The organism is Pseudoglutamicibacter albus (genome assembly GCF_031458175.1).
Taxonomy (GTDB): domain Bacteria; phylum Actinomycetota; class Actinomycetes; order Actinomycetales; family Micrococcaceae; genus Pseudoglutamicibacter; species Pseudoglutamicibacter albus.
Window position 1 is genome coordinate 1,342,327 of record NZ_JAVDXX010000001.1, and the last position, 18,054, is coordinate 1,360,380.

17 protein-coding genes are annotated in these 18,054 nt (G+C 60.0%); 11 read left to right on the plus strand and 6 right to left on the minus strand.

The features are described from left to right. Positions 1-127: 127 nt before the first annotated feature. A complete protein-coding gene (locus tag J2S67_RS05805; protein ID WP_310247126.1) occupies positions 128-1,366 on the minus strand; it encodes a cysteine desulfurase family protein in 1,239 nt (412 codons plus the stop codon). A 142-nt stretch (positions 1,367-1,508) separates the two neighbouring features. On the opposite strand from J2S67_RS05805, the gene J2S67_RS05810 reads away from it, so the two are divergent. The 3 genes from J2S67_RS05810 to J2S67_RS05820 are packed head-to-tail and all read left to right on the plus strand — an operon-like array spanning position 1,509 to position 3,633. Next, on the plus strand, positions 1,509-2,510 hold the full coding sequence (locus J2S67_RS05810) for a J domain-containing protein (protein ID WP_310247128.1): 1,002 nt from the start codon (positions 1,509-1,511) through the stop codon (positions 2,508-2,510). 30 nt (positions 2,511-2,540) lie between these two features. After that, a complete protein-coding gene (locus J2S67_RS05815) occupies positions 2,541-3,047 on the plus strand; it encodes a tRNA (cytidine(34)-2'-O)-methyltransferase (RefSeq protein WP_052048208.1) in 507 nt (168 codons plus the stop codon). Positions 3,048-3,063: 16 nt separating this feature from the next. After that, a complete protein-coding gene (locus J2S67_RS05820) occupies positions 3,064-3,633 on the plus strand; it encodes an anti-sigma factor domain-containing protein (RefSeq protein ID WP_310247131.1) in 570 nt (189 codons plus the stop codon). A gap of 114 nt (positions 3,634-3,747) precedes the next feature. Here J2S67_RS05820 and J2S67_RS05825 read toward each other — a convergent pair whose 3' ends face one another. From J2S67_RS05825 to J2S67_RS05840, 4 genes are all read right to left on the minus strand, one after another. Continuing rightward, positions 3,748-4,623, minus strand: coding sequence for a PIG-L deacetylase family protein (locus tag J2S67_RS05825; protein WP_310247133.1), 876 nt, complete (start codon positions 4,621-4,623; stop codon positions 3,748-3,750). Between the two features lie 12 nt (positions 4,624-4,635). Continuing rightward, positions 4,636-5,607, minus strand: a complete 972-nt coding sequence (locus tag J2S67_RS05830; RefSeq protein WP_310247136.1) for an electron transfer flavoprotein subunit alpha/FixB family protein — start codon at positions 5,605-5,607, stop codon at positions 4,636-4,638. Positions 5,608-5,686: 79 nt separating this feature from the next. Continuing rightward, a complete protein-coding gene (locus J2S67_RS05835) occupies positions 5,687-6,493 on the minus strand; it encodes an electron transfer flavoprotein subunit beta/FixA family protein (RefSeq protein WP_310247138.1) in 807 nt (268 codons plus the stop codon). Between the two features lie 170 nt (positions 6,494-6,663). Then, entirely contained in the window at positions 6,664-8,136 is a 1,473-nt protein-coding gene (locus J2S67_RS05840; protein WP_310247141.1) for a S1C family serine protease, read from the minus strand. 129 nt (positions 8,137-8,265) lie between these two features. Here J2S67_RS05840 and J2S67_RS05845 point away from each other — a divergent pair, with 129 nt between their 5' ends. The 8 genes from J2S67_RS05845 (at position 8,266) to J2S67_RS05880 (ending at position 17,493) form a co-directional block, all read left to right on the plus strand. Next, positions 8,266-9,900 (plus strand): coiled-coil domain-containing protein, encoded by a 1,635-nt coding sequence (locus J2S67_RS05845; protein WP_310247144.1) that lies wholly within the window; start codon positions 8,266-8,268, stop codon positions 9,898-9,900. A gap of 193 nt (positions 9,901-10,093) precedes the next feature. After that, positions 10,094-10,927 (plus strand): PspA/IM30 family protein, encoded by an 834-nt coding sequence (locus tag J2S67_RS05850; RefSeq protein ID WP_052048207.1) that lies wholly within the window; start codon positions 10,094-10,096, stop codon positions 10,925-10,927. 149 nt (positions 10,928-11,076) lie between these two features. After that, positions 11,077-12,045, plus strand: coding sequence for an ABC transporter ATP-binding protein (locus J2S67_RS05855; protein ID WP_083285395.1), 969 nt, complete (start codon positions 11,077-11,079; stop codon positions 12,043-12,045). Positions 12,046-12,049: 4 nt separating this feature from the next. Next, positions 12,050-12,814 (plus strand): ABC transporter permease, encoded by a 765-nt coding sequence (locus J2S67_RS05860; RefSeq protein ID WP_310247150.1) that lies wholly within the window; start codon positions 12,050-12,052, stop codon positions 12,812-12,814. Next, positions 12,751-13,944, plus strand: a complete 1,194-nt coding sequence (locus J2S67_RS05865) for a sensor histidine kinase (RefSeq protein ID WP_310247153.1) — start codon at positions 12,751-12,753, stop codon at positions 13,942-13,944. The genes J2S67_RS05860 and J2S67_RS05865 overlap by 64 nt, the downstream gene beginning before the upstream one ends. Continuing rightward, positions 13,941-14,546 carry a response regulator transcription factor gene (locus J2S67_RS05870; RefSeq protein ID WP_310247156.1) on the plus strand — a complete coding sequence of 202 codons (606 nt, stop codon included), beginning with the start codon at positions 13,941-13,943 and terminating at the stop codon, positions 14,544-14,546. The genes J2S67_RS05865 and J2S67_RS05870 overlap by 4 nt, the downstream gene beginning before the upstream one ends. A gap of 107 nt (positions 14,547-14,653) precedes the next feature. After that, positions 14,654-16,279, plus strand: a complete 1,626-nt coding sequence (locus J2S67_RS05875) for an inorganic phosphate transporter (protein ID WP_310247159.1) — start codon at positions 14,654-14,656, stop codon at positions 16,277-16,279. Positions 16,280-16,455: 176 nt separating this feature from the next. Then, complete coding sequence (locus J2S67_RS05880; protein ID WP_310247162.1) at positions 16,456-17,493, plus strand: ankyrin repeat domain-containing protein; 1,038 nt, start codon at positions 16,456-16,458, stop codon at positions 17,491-17,493. 116 nt (positions 17,494-17,609) lie between these two features. Here the strand turns inward: J2S67_RS05880 and J2S67_RS05885 are convergent, their stop codons facing one another. Further along, positions 17,610-17,993 (minus strand): VOC family protein, encoded by a 384-nt coding sequence (locus tag J2S67_RS05885; RefSeq protein WP_310247165.1) that lies wholly within the window; start codon positions 17,991-17,993, stop codon positions 17,610-17,612. Between the last annotated feature and the right edge of the window lie 61 nt (positions 17,994-18,054).

Below are 18,054 nucleotides of genomic sequence, written 5' to 3' on the forward strand. Positions count from 1 at the left end.
AAAACTGTGGCCGGTCAATTCTGCTCAAGGCTGTGCGCAAGGGCAATTCTCTATTGTTTCATGCACCACCGGTGACGCCGTGATCTTTATAGGCGCTAGTGGCGTTTGTCTCTGGTGCATGCGCGAGCTAACCGGCGGCTCTGGCTTGCGCGATGACCCCGGGGAGGGCGTCGATGAGCGCCTGCACTGATCCTTCGGTGGTGAGTGAGCCCATGCTGAAGCGTTGCACATCGGTTGCGTCTTGTTTGCTACGGCCCATCGCTAACAGGACATGGGAGGGCTGCGCCATCCCGGCGGTGCATGCGGAGCCGGTCGAGGTCGCGAACCCGAGGCTGTCTAGGAGGAACAGGACCGAGTCACCCTGGGCGCCTGGGACGCTCAGATGCACGATGCCGGGCAACTGCTGCGCTGAATCCCCGCCACGTGATGCCCGGTTAGCGGCTGCCTGGACGCCGGATACGGTCGCGTTGGGGATGGTTGTGGTGATCGCGTGGACCAGTTTTTCCCGCAGACACTCCAGCCGTTCACTCTCTTGGTCGAGGCTTGCTTGCGCGGCGGTAGCGGCTGCGGCGAAGGCTGCCGCGGAGGCGACGTCGGCGGTTCCGGAGCGTAGGCCACGTTCTTGTCCGCCTCCGTGGATGTGCGGTGTGAGCTGGGCGGTGCGGCGCACGATGAGCGCCCCGATCCCCACTGGCCCGCCGAGTTTGTGAGCGGTGATGGCCGCGGTGGTGATAGCAGGATTGTTCAGCTGTGTAGGGGTGTGCCCAAAAGCTTGCACCGCATCCGTGTGGAAGGGCACACCGTGTTCGGCAGCGATGGCTGCGGCTTCTTCGACTGGCTGGATGGTGCCAACCTCGTTATTCGCCCACATCAGGGTCGCCAGAGCGGTGCGTTCCGGCGCGTGTGCTAGCGCGGTACGCCACGCATCGAGATCCACCACGGCATCCTCGGTGACCGGAACCAGCACGGGTTCGGCGCCGTGGTGTTGGGCGAGGTATTCGATCACATCAAGCACGGCAGGATGCTCAATCCCGGTATAGATGATGCGCGGCCGGGCTGGCTTGCCCACAGCTGGCTCCGGCTTGGAACCGGGCACTGCGTTGCGTTTGGCGTAGAGGCCCTTGATCGCGAGGTTATCGGCCTCGGTGCCGCCTGAAGTGAACACGATTTCAGCGGGATCAACCCCGGCGGCGTGCGCGAGCTCGATGCGCGCGGCATCGTGGATACGGCGAGCAGTGCGGCCCGCGGTGTGGAGCGACCCCGCGTTGCCGATAACCCCCATATGCTCGATGAGCGCGGCACGTGCCGGCTCAGACAGCGGGGTGGTTGCGGCGTGGTCGAAGTAATGGATCGGCTGATTCCTCACCCTCCCAGCCTAGCCCCGCTCCCCTGGCTGGCACTGCTGGCTCACTCCAGCCTGGTTCACTCCAGCCTGGTTCGTCCACCCTCGCTCCCCAGCGCTCACCGTGTTCCGCACCCGATGGGTGAGGTAAGGCAGAATATTGACTATGTCCGCCAGCCGCCGTCAAGCTTTTGAAACTCTCGGTCTACCCCCTAACGCTGACAGCCAAGCCATCCGTAAAGCGTTCCGTGCGCTTTCACGTACGCATCACCCAGACCTCGGCGGCGATCCCGAAACGTATCAGGCGATCACCACCGCCTACACGGTCCTGACCGATCCTGCCGCTGCGGCGCAAGCCGATGCCGCGGCTGCTAGAACCGCGACCGCACAGCCGCCAGCGAGTCCTTCTGCGCGGTCGAAGTCTTCGCCGTCTGCCCAGCGTCCAGCGCAGACCCGGCACGCATCGGGCGCTAGCGGCGCCGCTTCACGCGCCAACAGCACGGCCGCACACAACACAGACAACCGCTACACACCATCTGGGCCTGCTTCCCAGGACCTCACCTACGACGGCGCCCACCCTGCATTGAGTGAGCGTGACGCGCACACGCTCGTGCGGGGCTCTATCCGCCGTTGCAGCTTATTTGACCGCGCCGTCTACCGCGAGGCGCGCACCGCGGCCGTCATGGATCTTTTCGAACGCATCCACGAACACGTTCCTGCGGCCCGCATGGTGCTGGGCGTCCGCATCGACGGGACGGATATTGAAGCAGTGATTTTTGCTGGCCACCGTCTGCTCGCGGTTGATGTTGAGGCTTCTGTGGATGCCGAACACGCGTGGGATGGCACAACACTGCGAGCGAATGGAAAGCCCCTGGCTTATACCCCAGACCACGATGCGGTGCATGCGTTGGAACGCAAGATCGGCGGCAGCCGCGCTGAGGCGTTGCATGTGTTGTTCGTTCCGGGGCGTTCGGCTCAACATCCGGTGGTGAACCGGGTGGGCGCTACCGCGGGTGTCACGGGGCCTTCACCGATTGCGCGTGCCGCCGGCGAGGGGATTGCTTATCTTGCAGGTGGCCCGAACCCCAGTAGCATCAACCTTTCTGTGTATGGTCAGTTACTCCAGTTCGCAGGACGCGACACACACAAAAAGAACACCGTTCCGTGATCAAACCGTTACATTAGCTAAACTGGCGGCGTGCTACGCATCGTCTTCAATACTCCTGAAATCCCAGGCAACACCGGTAACGCAATCCGGCTCGCTGCCATCACCGGCGCCGAACTGCATCTTGTGGAGCCGTTGGGTTTCGATTTTGAAGACGCGAAATTGCGCCGCGCTGGCCTCGATTATCATGATCTGGCTGTGGTTACGGTGCATCCGGACCTGGATACTGCGTTGCAGAAATTGGGGCCGGGACGTGTTTTTGCTTTCACTACTGACGGACACACCCGTTATGACACCGTGACCTACCGCGAAGACGATATTCTCCTCTTCGGTAAAGAGTCCTCCGGGCTCACCGAAGAAGAAAAGAACCATCCGCGCATCACTGAACGTCTCACGATCCCGATGCAGCCGGCCCGCAGGTCTCTAAACCTCGCGAACTCGGCTTCCATCGCTGTCTATGAGGCGTGGCGGCAACACGGGTTCCCAGGTTCCCGGCCGCTGGATGCGGCACCTGCTGATCTCACTATTGGAAACGTTTAAGGAAAGGCTTACAACCATGAACCAACTGAATGAAGCCGACCTTGACGTACTCGGTGACTTTGAGGAACTCGACGGTTTTGAGGAACAAGAACACGGCCGTAGCCGCCGCAAGGCGCCTTCGGCGGGCAAGATCGCGGTCATCAGCGTCATCACGGTGGTTGTGCTCGCTGTGATCGGTTTCTTCTTCGCGGTGCGTGCCATGTGGCCGTCTTCTGAAAAGATCGCAGGCGAGGTCGCGCAAGAGGTCCTCGACGCCCCGGACGCCCAGACCCACACCGCTAAGTCGAAAGACGGCGAGATTGAGGTGGTCACTAGCGCGGAGCTGAACTCGTACGCGATCAAGGTCAAGGGTGTCCCTCACGCTCCGCAGAACAGCGAATACCAGCTGTATCTAAGCGATAAAGACAACGCGCTACGCCCCTCCACCTTGCTAGGTGGGCAGCCGAACGATGAGTGGGTCGGCGTCCGCAACGAACTCAACACGACGCGTGAAATCCACGTCACGATCGTCACTGAAGGTGGGCAGCAGCGCCCACCAGCCAACGATGTGGTTGCCATCCAGATCCCGGAAGGCGCCGGTAAGTAGCGCGATAGCGGAGGTGCTCGCTAGCGGCGCAGTAGAGGGCCAGTTGCGACGCGAGTGTAGCGGCAGGGCAGAGGTCCAGTATCGCCGCTGCTAAAGGCCGACTATCGGGACAGCTTAGAAACCGGCGATCGTCTCGGCGGAGTTCACGCACACCGCGTGGAACGACTCCGCCGCTTTCGCATCGTCCGAGGCGGTAAGCTGCTGGGCGATGTTTGCGGCTTGGTGCCGCACAAACTGTTGCATCTTCTCCACATCCGGGTGTTGGGATGCGTGCTTGAGAAGCGCTTGGATCTTGGTTTCGAGGCTCTCTGTGATGTCCACGGCCATGTTCGTTAGGTGCCCCGGTTGCCCGAAGTACCACAGGTGAGGCAGTTTGTGTGGCTCGAGGCCGGCTTCCAGCAGCTCCGGGTATGCGTAGGGGTTCTCCAGCGACGGATACACTGCATGAGTGACCGCTTGCCCTACAGCAAGGTGGTCAGGATGTGATTTCTGGAAGCTCGTGTAGTCCCGCTCAGGGTGGTGGGTCAAGATCAGGTCCGGGCGCACTCGGCGTCCGATCTCCACGATGTCCTTGAGCAGCTCATCACTCACGTGCAGATCCCCGTCCGGGTAGTCCCAGAACTCGACCGAAGCGATCCCCACAACCTCTGCCGCTTCCCGCTGTTCCTCCCGACGGCGGGATACAACATCATCGCTGCGGGCCTCATCGCTGAAACCGCCGGCGCCCCCGCCGGTCACCACGGTGAGGTGGATGTCGATGCCGCCTGCCGCCCACCGTGCCAGTGTTCCAGCGGCGCCGAAGTCAACATCGTCTGGGTGCGCTGTCAGCACCAGAACCTTCGATATACCCACCGGGGCGCCCGTGGCCGGGTCAAGCGCGACGGCGCCCGCTACCCCGGCACCCTCTACCGCGGTGCCCGTTACTCCGGGGCCCTCTGCCCCGGCCGTCGAATCCGCTGACATCGAATTCACCGACGCTGAAGCGTTCACGAGACTGCCCTACTAACCCTGTTGTTTACGGGCGCGGATAGCTTCAGCAGCTTGAGGTAGGACCGTGTTCAGATCGCCCACGATACCGAAATCAGCGATATCGAAAATAGGGGCGTCCATGTCAGTGTTCACCGCGACGATCGTGCCGGACTGGCGCATGCCCGCAACGTGGTGCACCGCACCTGATATACCGGCTGCGATATACAGGTCAGGCCGCACCGTGGCGCCGGTCTGCCCCACTTGTGTGTTGTGTGGGATCCATCCTTCATCGGTCGCATCACGTGTTGAACCGACCGCGCCGCCGAGGGCGTCAGCGAGCTGTTCGACCGGGCCGAAATCGCCGTCGGTACCGCGGCCGCCCGAAACCACAACTCGGGCCGAGGACACGTCGGGGCGTCCGTCGTAAACCACCGGGGTGCGGGAGATAATCTGTGCGCCTTCACGCCCGCCCGTGCTCAACGTAACCACCTCGGCGGTCTGCGCGGCAGCCTGCGCGGAAGCGGGAACGCCCGGAACCAGCGTTAGGAAAGCGGTCGCCGTGGTGGGGCGCACTGCAGAGCTCCACTCCCCCGAAAGCACATCCTTACGCACCGCAAGACCCGAGGCCGCGGTGAGTGGGCCTTCAGTTGCAGGCTCAACGGCGGAAACTTGAGTGATGAGCGCCGACTCCGTGAGAGCGGCCGCACGCGCCATGACTTCGGTTTCGATCGGCTCGATGCTGCTGAGCACCGTCACGGCCTCGCTTGCGCGCACGGCACCGACCAAAACATCGGCCTGCCCCACCGCAACAGAGCCCGACGGATCCTGTTCAGCCGCATACACCCGCTGAGCGCCCGCGGCACCCAACACCGCGACCGCATCGGCTGAGACGGCCGAACCCACGGCAACAGCAACGGGCCCTAAACCGGCCGCAACACCGAAAGCTTCCTGTTGGGAAGCCGAAAGCTGCGGCCCAACAGAATCCAGATACACAAGAACAGTCACAAGAAACTCCAGAAACGTCTAAAACCCGATACCGAGAAACTCTGCCGGCCGCAGACACCCCGCCTGCCGCGCACGAGGGTTAGAGCAGATTATTTTCAGCTAAATACTCAGCCAGCGCCTCACCAGCTGCACCATCATCAACAATCACACGGCCCGGTTTACGTGCCGGAACCGGTTCCGCAGCAGTCACAACAGCAGAGGCCGCAGACGAACCCACCCAGTCAGCAGACAAGCCGAGATCCGCAAGCGTGACCGTGTCCGTCCTCTTCTTCCGGGCGGCAAGCATCGACTTGAAGTTCGGGTAGCGCGGCTCATTAGCCTGATCCGTAACCGAAACCACCACCGGCCAGCCGCTAGCAACTTCAAGCACCTCGCCGATACCCTGGCGGCGGCCACGCAACTGGCCCGCATCAAGCTCAAGCGAATCCAGCATCGTCAGCTGCGGCCAGCCAAGACGCGCGGCGACCAGGGAAGGCATGACACCCATCTCCGCGTCAGTGGATTCCATGCCGAAAACCACAACATCCGGGTTCTCGCCCCGGATCGCGGCCTCCAAAACACGAGAGGTCGACAACGCATCAGAACCAGCCAACTCGTCATCCAGAACATGAACGGCCCGTGTTGCTCCCATCTGCAGGGCCTTCTTCAACGCGGCTTTAGCTCCGTCTGGGCCCATCGTCACAACAGTGACCGGGCACACCTTGTCCCCGCCAGCAGCCTCAGACAACGCGACAGCCGCCTCGATGGCGTTCTCATCCAGCTCAGACAAGATCGACTCCTCACGAACCAGGCGGTTCTCCGAATCGAACTGCCGCTCAAACTGAGCATCAGGAACGTACTTGACCAAGACCATCACATGCTGTGGGCTCGTCTCGGCTGTACTCATGTTTTCACTCCTGCTCGCAATGAACACAAACTGCTCTCGATGAACAAAAAACGGTGGCTTATACGATGCCTTCCGTAGTCCATCGTATAAGCCACCGCCCGCATCGTGGCATCCCGCAGCCAGAAAGTAGGCGTCCACGCTGGCTGATTGATGCGAATGCGCTCGTTGATTTATGCGTCAGCGCCACCCAATGTGACGTCCATGGTGTGTTCCTCGCCGTTGCGTTTGACCGTCACCTTGACGGTAGCGCCCTCCGGGTAGGAACGGATGGTCGCGGTCAGGTCAACGGCGTCATTCATGCGTTTATCGTTCACCTTGGTGATGACGTCATCCTTCTGGATGCCTGCTTTCGCAGCCGGTGAGTCAGGTACAACCTCGGAAACCACCGCGCCTTCCGTGAAGATCGTGGAACGGCCTGCGTTTGAAGGCTGGGCACGCGCCATCAAACCGAGCTGGCCGTGGGTCGCTTTACCGTTGCTCATGAGCTCTTGGGCAACACGCTGGGCGATGTCGCCTGGCACGGCGAAACCAAGGCCGATAGAACCGGATTGGGCGCTTGGCGAGTAGATCGCTACGTTCACCCCGATCAGCTCGCCCTTGTCATTGACGAGCGCCCCACCGGAATTACCGTGGTTGATCGAGGCGTCAGTCTGCAGCACGTTGATCGAGATACGCCCCGAAGGTTGCTGACGCTGTTCTTGCCCGGGGATCCGGAACTCCGGCAGGTCTTTATTGTTGGGGTCATCTTCCGGGGTCGATTTGACCGCCGAAGATGCGATCGAGATCGAGCGTTCACGGTTAGAAATAATGCCGGTAGACACCGTGTTCGGAAGCCCCAACGGCGCACCGATCGCGACCGCTTCCGAGCCCACGTTCACATCGTTCATATCAGCGAACTTGATCGGGGTGAATTTTGTATCCCCAGGGTTATCGATCTTCACAACCGCGAGGTCATAGAGCGGGTCTTGGCCCACCAATCTGGCTGGATAGGTTGTTCCGTCCGAGGTCTGGACCTCGATGGTCGCTTTATCTGAAGCACCGCTGAGCGTTGCGACGTGCTGGTTGGTGAGTACGTAGCCGTCTTCAGAGATGAACACACCCGAGCCTGTGCCGGACTGTTTGCCATCGCTTGCGGAGATCGTGACGACGGATGGCATCGCGGTTGCTGCCGCGAGTGAAACCGGGGTCGCGGACTTGGGGTCACCACCGAACTGTTCCTGATAAGCCTGTTGCGCGGCAGGACTGTTCGCTGCCGGGTTCTGTCCGGAGTCAGAGTGGTTGAGTGCAACCACACCCGCGCCGGCGCCGCCGCCTGCAACAGCACCCAGGATCAAAGCCCCCGCAACGATCCCCCAACCGGGACGCCGCGATGTGCCGCGTTCCTTCTTCTTACGCCCACCAGACAATTGCGACTCATGTGGCTGCTGGCCCACCTGCTGTGTGTAATACTGCGGCGACTGCTGAGCCTGTGTTGGTTGCTGGGTCTGTGTTGGCTGCTGAGCCTGCGTTGGATGTTGAGTCTGTCCCGGCTCTTGTTGCTGTTGCGGGCCGGGGCTTGGTGGAGGCGGCTGAGTATGTTGCTGGCCTGGCTGGTTCTGATTGCCGGGGTAGCCCTGTTGGCCGGCTGGATAAGAATTAGACATCTGCGGGCTTTCTCATAGAGATGATCAAAACTTCTAAGAACAGAGTAGCGATATCCCCTGAAAAGCGGCTGGACGGTCAATCCGCGGTTTCTTGAAGCTCACCGAAAGAATGCTTGATGAGGGGCCGTTATGTGGAAAACTTTGAATATGGCGCTTCTCATCGACATGCTTGATTCCTCGACCGTGACCGCGGCACAGGCCTTCGCATCGCACGCTGTTCCAGCTCAGTTCAACGCGGCGCAGGATGCCGTGATTCGGGATAGTTTTGAACGTACCGCTTCAAGTTCGTCTCTGTTCGGCTTGTTGATTTTCTTCATTATCGGGTTTGTGATCACGGCCGTTGTTTTCAACATGAAGGGTTCGAAGGCGCGCAGGGAGCGGCGTGAGAGGTGGCGGAACTCGCCAGGCTGGGGCGCTACCGGCCTGCCGGTGGGTGGCGTGCCGGAGGATGCGCCGCAGGTTCTGTCCGCTGAGCAGCTGGATGCTAAACGTAAGGACGCCTCCGCTGCCTTGATCGCCGCCGATGAGGCGGTTCGTGCCGCAGGCCAGGAGGTTGATTTCGCGGTCGCTGCCTATGGTGAGGAGAAAGTTGAGTCTTTCCGCGCATCATTGGATGAGGCCCGTGCTGATTTGTCTGCTGCGTTCGAGCGGCAGCAGTTACTTGACGATGACACCCCTGATTCCCCGCAGGATCAGAACGCGTGGCTTGAGGAGATCCTGCAGCGCACCAAACGAGCTATCGACACGTTGCAGGCTCGCGCTGACGAGTTCAGTCAGCTCCGTAACGTGGAGCATGATGCGCCGCAGCGTATCGATGAGCTCAATGCCGCGTTGATGCAGCTAGTGGGCCGGCTCGAGCAGGGCCAAGCGAATTTGGGTGGTATCGAACAGGAATACACCACGAGCGCTCGTGAGCGTGTGGATGGTGTTGTCAAGCGGGCAACGGGCCGTTTGGAAGACCTTTCTGCAGCGTTGAATAATGCCCGTACCGCGTGGGGTTCCGGGAACCAGCCGAGCGCGGCACTTGCGATTGTTCAAGCCGAAACCGCGCAGGTGGATGCCGAGGCCCTGGTCACTCGTGTTGAGACGGTCAAGCAACGGCTGGCTACCGCCCAGCAGGAGTTGCCGCAGCATATTCATCAGGCTGAGAAGGATATCGATGCGGCACGGGCGATGGTGGATGCTGGCCGTTCCGCGTTGCAGGGCCCGGCTGATCGTTTGGACCGGGTGATCAAGAAGATCTATAGCCAAATGGATGCTGGCCCGCATGATCCGATTGCGCTGACGGATGAGCTGGCAACCGCGCATGATGCGTTGAGTGATCCGCTCGGCCAAGCGCAGTCGGAAGATGAGAAGCGTGCGGGCGCTCAGGCGCGCCTGGATGATCTGGCGAACCGTGCTGCTGCCCGTATCGAGTCTGTTGAGGATTATGTTCGCGCGAACCGCAACAAGGTGGGTTCCACCACTCGCACGCGGCTTTCTGAGGCGCAACGGTTCTTGAACCAGGCGATGGATATGCGCGCTACTGACCCAGTGACGGCGGCTCAGCACGCTGACCGTGCGCTCAAGCTCGCTGAGGCTGCAGCGCGTAACGCCGAGGCGGAAACCGCCAGCCGTAGTGATCAAGATGACCCGCTTGAGAGCGTCTATAACATCTTCAACCCGACGTTCTCCGGTTCACGCAACGGGGTTCCGCGCATCACGTTCGGTTACGGTTATCCCAACGACAACCGGCGCAATTCCAGACGCCGCCGCCCGTACTGATGCAGCCCTGGGGCGTTAGCAACCGCGCATTGATATGCGTTGTTATGCGCGTTGACGCTGGCGATTTTCGCGCCGCTAGCGAACTTTGCGCCGCGGCCTCTACTCATCGATCAAGAAGCACACTAGTCTGAAATCTGGATGTTTCTCGTCTGATCATTCATCAGCTTTCCGCCACCATCATTGAAGGAGAACCATGGCAAAGAAACAGTCGATCCTTGGCCGTATTGGCCAGTTGGTCCGTGCGAACATCAACGCGATGATCGACAACGCGGAGGATCCGCAGAAGATGCTGGATCAGATGATCCGCGACTACACGGACAACATCCGCGAAGCTGAAGCGGCTATCGCGACCACGATCGGTAACTTGCGCCTGGCTCAAGAGGACCACCAGACTGACGTTAGGGCCGCTCAGGAGTGGGGCCAGAAGGCTCTCGCTGCGTCGAATAAGGCTGATGAGTTCCGTTCTCAGGGTAATTCCGCGGACGCTGATAAGTTCGATAACCTCGCCAAGGTTGCACTGCAGAAGCAGATGGCTGCTGAGAACGATGTGAAGGCCGCTGAGCCGGGCATCAAGGCTCAGGAGGATGTGGTTGAGCGGCTGAAGAACGGCCTGGCTCAGATGAAGAACAAGCTTGAAGAGCTGCGCACTAAACGCAACCAGCTTGTTGCCCGCCAGAAGTCCGCTGACGCTCAGAGCAAGGTCAACGAGGCTCTCGGCTCGATCGACATCATGGATCCGACCAGCGAGATCTCCCGTTTTGAGGAGAAGATCCGCCGCCAGGAGGCACAGGTTCGCGGCCAGCAGGAACTGCACGCATCCTCGATCGATTCGCAGTTTGAGCAGCTTGAGGACCTCGGCGAACAGACTGAGGTTGAGGCGCGTCTCGCTGCCCTCAAGCATGGCGCTGGCAAGGGCGCACCTAAGGCTGTTGAGTCCCAGGCTGGCGGCGGGCAGGCTAGCGGTGGCAAGATCGACGAGGACTTGACTCCGGAGCAGCTCGAAGCGCTGCGTAAGCTCGAAGGCTAAGCCCGGTATAGACACAGCCAGAAGGCCGGTTCCCTCATGTTTCGAGGGAACCGGCCTTCTGCTGTGTTCGCGGCCCATGACAACTGTCATGGGTAAGTGGTGACACCTGCTATGCGTGCGTTCCTCGCTGGCTCATTAGCGTGAATTGCATGAAGAGAACACACCTGACGAGGGAACAGAATTCTCCCGCTATAGAACTCACCCCAGCTATAGAACTGCGCGGAGTGAACAAAACCTTCAACGCGCGTTCAGGCAATCCCGTGCACGCTTTGAAGGACGTTAGCCTCACGGTCCAGCCCGGTGAGATCATTGCCCTGCTGGGCACTAATGGGGCCGGCAAGACCACGCTGGTGGACCTGATTCTGGGGCTCACCACCCCATCGTCCGGGTCTATCAAGGTCACGGGTCAGGCCCCTCAAAAAGCGGTGTATCAGCAAAAGATCAGCGCCCTCATGCAAACCGGTGGCCTGCTCAGCGACCTCACGGTCAAGGACACGTTGAAGATGATCGCTTCGACCTTCCCGCGCCATCTGCCTCTGGATGAGGTTATCGAGCAGGCGCATCTGGAACCGATCTATAAACGCCGCGTCGGCAAGTGTTCCGGCGGTGAGCAGCAGCGGATCCGTTTCGCGTTGGCGATTCTCGGCAACCCGGACGTCCTCATTCTTGACGAGCCGACCGCCGGCATGGATGCCGGCGCTCGCCATCGATTCTGGGAGTCCATGAAGCATCAGGCTGAGCAGGGCCGCACCATCATCTTCGCGACCCACTACCTGGAGGAAGCAGACCAGTTTGCCCAACGCATCGTGCTGATCAACAAGGGCGAGGTCATCGCGGACGGCACCACCGATGAGCTGCGAAACATGAGCTCCAACCGCACGGTGAGCGCCACGTTCCCAGGCGGGGTCCCGGAGTTATCGGGGTTGCCAGGCGCGGAAAGCGTTGAGGCTCACGGCAACCGTGTGCACATCACAACCCAGGATTCCGATGCGCTTGCCCGGTACTTACTGACCGAAACTGACGCTTGTGACCTTGAAGTGACAAGCCACGGCCTCGAGGACACATTCCTCGCCCTGACGCAGAACAGCGGCCAGACCCAGAACAACGAGGAGGACTAAGCACATGTTGAGCACTACGTTGAGGTTCACCGGGCATGAGCTGTTGCGTCTGCGCCGGGACATGACCACGATCTTCTTCAGCGTCGGGCTACCGATCTTCTTTTACCTCATCTTTGGCGCGTTGCAGAGCTACGGTGAGCAGGAGATGAACGGCGGTAACCTCGCCGCATACGTGATGCTGGGCATGGCTTTTTATGCTGGCGTGGTCGGTGCGGTTGGTGCGGCCGGTTCATCTGTGACGGATAGCCGTAGCGGGTGGGGCCGGCAGCTCGCTCTGACTCCCCTACGTCCGTGGCAGTTGGCTTTCGCTAACACGGTGAGTATCGCTGTGCGTGCGGTGTTGCCGATCGCCGCGGTATTCATTGTCGGGGCACTCACGAGCGCGAAAATGCAGCCCGAACAGTGGGCGTTGACGTTCATTGCGTGCGTTCTGTGTTCGATCCCGTTTGGTTTCTATGGCTTGGCGTGGACGCTCGTGGTACCTAAAGAAAACACGGTAGGGATCGCTACCGGCTCGATCGTGATCATCGCTTTCGCGGCTAATGTGTTCATGCCGTTAACCGGAGCGTTGCTGGACATAGGTCGTTTTACGCCGATGTACGGCGCGATGATGCTGGTGCGGTGGCCGTTGGCCGAGGGAGCGCAGATTGCTGGCACCGGGTTTATGTTCGAGCCGATGTGGCATGCCTGGGTTAGCATCTCGGTATGGACGGCGATCTTCGTGGGCTTCTGCCTGATCATGCGCCAGCGCGACAAGAACCGAAGCTGATGCGCCTATTCAAAGACTTCCAGTTCAACAACGCAATCTTCGGCTCAATATGGCTTGTTTTCCTCGCCTCCGTCTTGGTTCAGGTATATGTGAGCGGCGAGTTCAGTGCCCTCGACAAGGCGTGGATGACAGTCTGTGTGACCGTGTTTGGGTTGCTTTACTTCTATGCGTTCGGCTCAATGGACACGTTCCCAAGCGGTTGGGGCCAGTTTCCGCGCGCATTGTTGAGGTGGGGCATCCTGTTCGTCATTGCGCTGGCGAGCGTGCCCGTCATCAAAACGGGAGTGGTGACCTACGCACCGTATCTGGCGGCGGTACTGGGTTTCGCTGTCCCGTGGAAGAAGTCCCTCCCCATCGTAGTAGCTACGGGGGCGGCCGGCGCTTTCGCGGTATGGCGGCTATCGCCGCAAGATCTGGGCTGGGCATCTTTCCTGCTGTTCTTCATGCCCCTATTACTGGTTGGGGTGGGTGCTTTTTCTCAGTACGACGAGTCCCGCTACCAGTTGCAACACGAGCTTGACCTTGCGCAGCAGAGGGAGGACATCGCGAGCGATGTTCACGACCTTCTAGGGCACTCGCTCACGGTGATCAACCTGAAATCCGAGGTGGCCCGCCGGGCTCTACACACCAACGCTGAGCAGGCCGAAAGGGAGCTCAAAGAGATCAGCGAGCTCTCCCGGCTAGCGCTTGCCGAGGTTCGCGCAACGGTCACGCGCATGCGCACCCCAACCTTCGCTGGTGAGCTACAAGCCGCGCGCCGAGCGTTAGAAACGAAAGGCATCACCGCGCATCTTCCTGAACGCCTCACCCCGGTGGGTACTCACGAGAACGTGTTCTCTTGGGGGTTGCGGGAGTTGACCACGAATGTGGTCCGCCATTCTGGGGCGAACACCTGCTGGGTGAGCGTGAGCGCAGATAAGATGCAGGTGACTGACGACGGCAGCGGGTTCAGCACCGATACCGTGCAGAACCGCGCGGGCGGGCTGGCTGGGCTGCGTGAGCGGGTTGAGGCCGCTGGCGGGCGTCTCATCGTGCGCCGTGAGCACGGGCTGAGTAGGGTTCTGATCACGATGAGCGGCGATAGCGAACTGATGCGTGACGGCGCTGTGGTGCGGGAGGCGAGCGAGTGAACAGGATTCGTGTGTTGATCGCTGAGGACCAGTCGCTGGTACGCGGCGCGTTGGTTGCGCTGCTGGGTTCGGAGACGGACATCGAGGTTGTCGCGGAATGCGCTACAGGGACCGAGGCTATAGACCTCGTACAGCAACAACCCATTGATGTGGCGCTACTGGATATTGAGATGCCCGGCCTCAACGGCCTCGATGTTGCCGAAAAGTTGGCTGGGCATCCGTGCCGCTGCCTGATTGTGACGACGTTCGGTAAAGCCGGGTATGTGAAACGGGCGATGAAGGTGGGTGTGGACGGCTTCATCGTCAAAGACACACCACCTGATGAACTGGCTAACGCAATCCGGCGAGTGCATTCCGGGTTGCGCGTGATAGACCCAACCCTGGCGCGTGACAGCTTATTGGTACCCGATAATCCTCTGAGCGAGCGGGAATCTGAGGTGTGCCAGCAGCTGTTCCAAGGCAAGAGCGCGCCCGCGATCGCGAAGGCTTTGCATCTCTCCACTGGCACGGTGCGTAACCACATTTCCAGCATTATGGCGAAAACGGGTGCAGCTAACAGGTTTGAGGCCGCCCACCTCGCTAAAGCGAACGGTTGGATCTAGTCCGCACCAGCTTGTCACGCGGTGTTCACGTATTCCTGCCCTGTATTTCAACCGTCTGCGCCACGATATTGCCACTAGAGCATCCCAGCTCTGGGGAAAGGCTTTCTATGGCGCAGTCACTCAAACCTCGACAAGATTCTTCAGCGCTTCCAGGCAAACACGGTTTCTTAGGCCCAGACCGGTGGTGGCATCTGTCTTTCGGAACTCTCATGGCCGTCACGCTCGCGGTGTTTATGAGCTGGTCCTTCACCTATGTTGATCCGGGCGCGAACAAGGCCGTCCTCGTTCTGACGATCCTTTTCGGATTGTTCATGGCGTTCAACATCGGCGGTAACGACGTCGCGAACTCGTTCGGTACCAGTGTTGGCGCGGGAACGCTGACGATGAAACAGGCGCTCATCATCGCTGCAATCTTCGAGGTCAGTGGCGCGGTGCTCGCTGGCGGCGAGGTTACGGAGACGGTGCGTTCGGGCATCGTAGACCTCAACGCGATCGATCTTGCGCCGATGGACTTTGTGTTCATCATGATGTCGGCGCTGTTCGGCGCGGCGATCTGGCTTTTGGTTGCTACCCGCATGGGTTGGCCGGTTTCGACGACGCACTCGATTGTTGGCGGTATTGTTGGCGCGGCGCTCGCGTTGGGTTTCGCGACCGGCACCGGTGGCTTCGAAATGGTGCAGTGGAGCGAGATCGGAAAGATCGTGCTCTCGTGGGTGTTGTCGCCGCTGCTGGGTGGCATTGTTGCGTGGGTTCTGTTCGGGCAGATCAAGAAGCACATCCTGGTTTATAACGAGCAGGTGGATGTGAAGCTGCGTGAGCTGAAACGTGAACGTGCTGAACTGCGTACCCGCCACAAGAAGGCTTTTGAGCGGCTCGACGAGCTGCAGAAGATTTCCTACACGAACGCGATGGCCCGTGACGCTTCGGTGTATCAGCGTGAGGATTTGGATCCGGAAGAGCTCGAATCCGAGTACTACCGGGACCTGCATAGTGTGGAGGCGCGTGCTCGGGAGGTTCAGGCGCATCGAGCTTTGGAGACGTGGGTTCCGTTGCTCGCGGCGTTCGGTGCTGTGGTGATCGGCTCGATGATGCTGTTCAAGGGGTTGAAGAACCTCAATTTTGAGCTCAGCTCGGTGGGTAACTTCTTGATCTTGGGCATGATCGCGGCGACCGTGTGGATGGCGGTTTTCATTTTCGCGCGGTCACTGAAGAAGCGTGATCTTTCGCGTTCGACGTTCGTGTTGTTCAGCTGGATGCAGGTTTTCACGGCGTCCGCGTTCGCGTTCAGCCACGGTTCCAACGACATCGCTAATGCGATTGGCCCATTCGCGGCGATCCTCGATGTTCTCAAGACCGGTCAGATCAACGATGAGGCCGGAGTCCCGCCTGCCGTGATGCTGACCGCTGGTGTCGCGCTGATTGTCGGCCTGTGGTTCATCGGCCGGTTTGTGATCAAGACTGTCGGCTCTGGGTTGACGGAGATGCACCCGGCTTCTGGTTTCGCTGCAGAGCTTTCCGCGGCGGGCATCGTGATGTTGGCGTCGGTTATGGGTCTGCCGGTTTCGTCGACCCACATCTTGATTGGCGCTGTGTTGGGCGTCGGTATTGTCAACAAGGCCGCTAACTGGAAGCTCATGAAGCCGATCGCGCTCGCGTGGGTCATCACGGTTCCGGTCGCAGCAATCTTGGGCGCGGTGAGCGTGCTTGCCCTGCGCGCCGTCTTCGGCGCCTAACTAAGTAGTGTTCGTGCGCCGGGCAGGTTCCCAGGCCTGCCCGGCACGGATGTGTGTACAAGCAAGCGTTGGCATCAGATGAGGCCTGCCGATGGCTCGCTCACGGGGATCCACTACGCCATTCCCACCGCCGCTGCCCCTCCCCTACCTGGCAATCTGCTTGCTAGCATCAACGTATGGCTCGCAAGCGTAAAACCCTGCCGGAGAACTTCACTGAGATCCTCGAAAGCGGCGACCTCGATGCGATGAAGGCCGTCTACAATACGTGCCTGCTGGAGGCGACAACCGGGTATTACAAGCGCACAGCGCTCGCGTTGGTTGAATCCCCGCCAGAGTTGGTGCGCTGGCTGCTCGAGCAGGGTCTTGACATCGATATTCAGGACCACTTCGGCTACACGCCCCTGGCTGCTGCGGCGAGCAAATGGAACATCCCACGTATGCAGCTGTTGCTGGAGCTTGGCGCCAACCCCAATCCTGAAAGCAGGCACCTACCGCTCATGATCGCGGCGAACTCGTACCGCGTCGAAGCCGTACGTCTGCTCCTCGAGCACGGCGCCGACATCCACGCCCTCGAATGGCCGCACGGTCGCACCGCAGCTGACAAGGCCGTGGCTCACTCCTACGGAGGCTACAAGCTACCTTACATCGTGGAGACTTTGTCCTTCCTGCTCGACTCCGGCGCGCACCTGACCGACGACGGCCGCGGCTTCGTCAGGCAGATCGGTAAGGAACATGCCCAGACCGCACGGTTGAGGAAGGAGAGCACCGACGGGACCCGAGCCGTCGACGCCGCTATGGCGGAACTGTACCGGCTCTCCGGGGTTCCGCCGGTGCAACTGATCGAAGCGCACGATGGAACCAGCCGCATCGAAGTCCCTGACCTTCCGGTGCGGAAACAGTTCTCGTGGCTGTGGGATTACCTAGTTCCTATGGGCGGGCCCGCGGAGACCGTGCAGGGTGAAGTGGTGCGCATCGCGGGCAGGATAGGCGGCGAGCTGTTCAATAACGGCGGCGGGAACTGGGACGACGACTACCGCGCTATGTGCGATACCTGGTTGAACATCGTAGGAACGCGCGCGACGGCCATCGCGTCATTGAGGCGGGGGCTCCTTGACAAGAATGCGATCAAGGCGATCGAGGCCGCGTCAGTGCAGTACGTGATCGAGCACCCTGATCCGGTACCGAACAGCGATGATCTCCCCTACCAGCGTTAACCCGGCGTTGAGGATGCCCAGCGCAGGCGATCCTCTAGTACTTGCGCAGGCGCTCCAACGGTGCGCGGTCGGTTGCTGGGGACCATCTAGCTCAGGGTGAATCTTGCTTCCCCGCTTTAATCGGCCAGAGCTACCTCTAATTTGATTCGATCGGGATCCTCAAAAAAGACTGCATAGCTTTCACCTCCACCTGCATGGGGGTACCTGTCATCATACAACAAAGTGACCCCTTTGGTTAAAAGTTTTTCTCTCAGAAGATCAATTTCTTCAGGGTCAGTGCAAGAAAAAGCCAGATGGTTCAGGCCTATATTGCATCGGTTGTATCCGTTCGCCACATATTTATTTTGGGCTTGAACGAAAACAAGATACAGTCCGTCTTTCTTGTATGAGAAGCCTTCTTCCCATTCTTGGTATATGAAAAATCCCAGTGCCTCTAGTAGCCAGGAGTAGAATTCTCTACTCCTGGCTATATCACTCACATAAATTTCTATGTGATGCATGCATCAAACCTGCTTTTTGCTCGTCCAGGAATAAAAGCCAGCTCCGCTCGGCCTGTTTCGA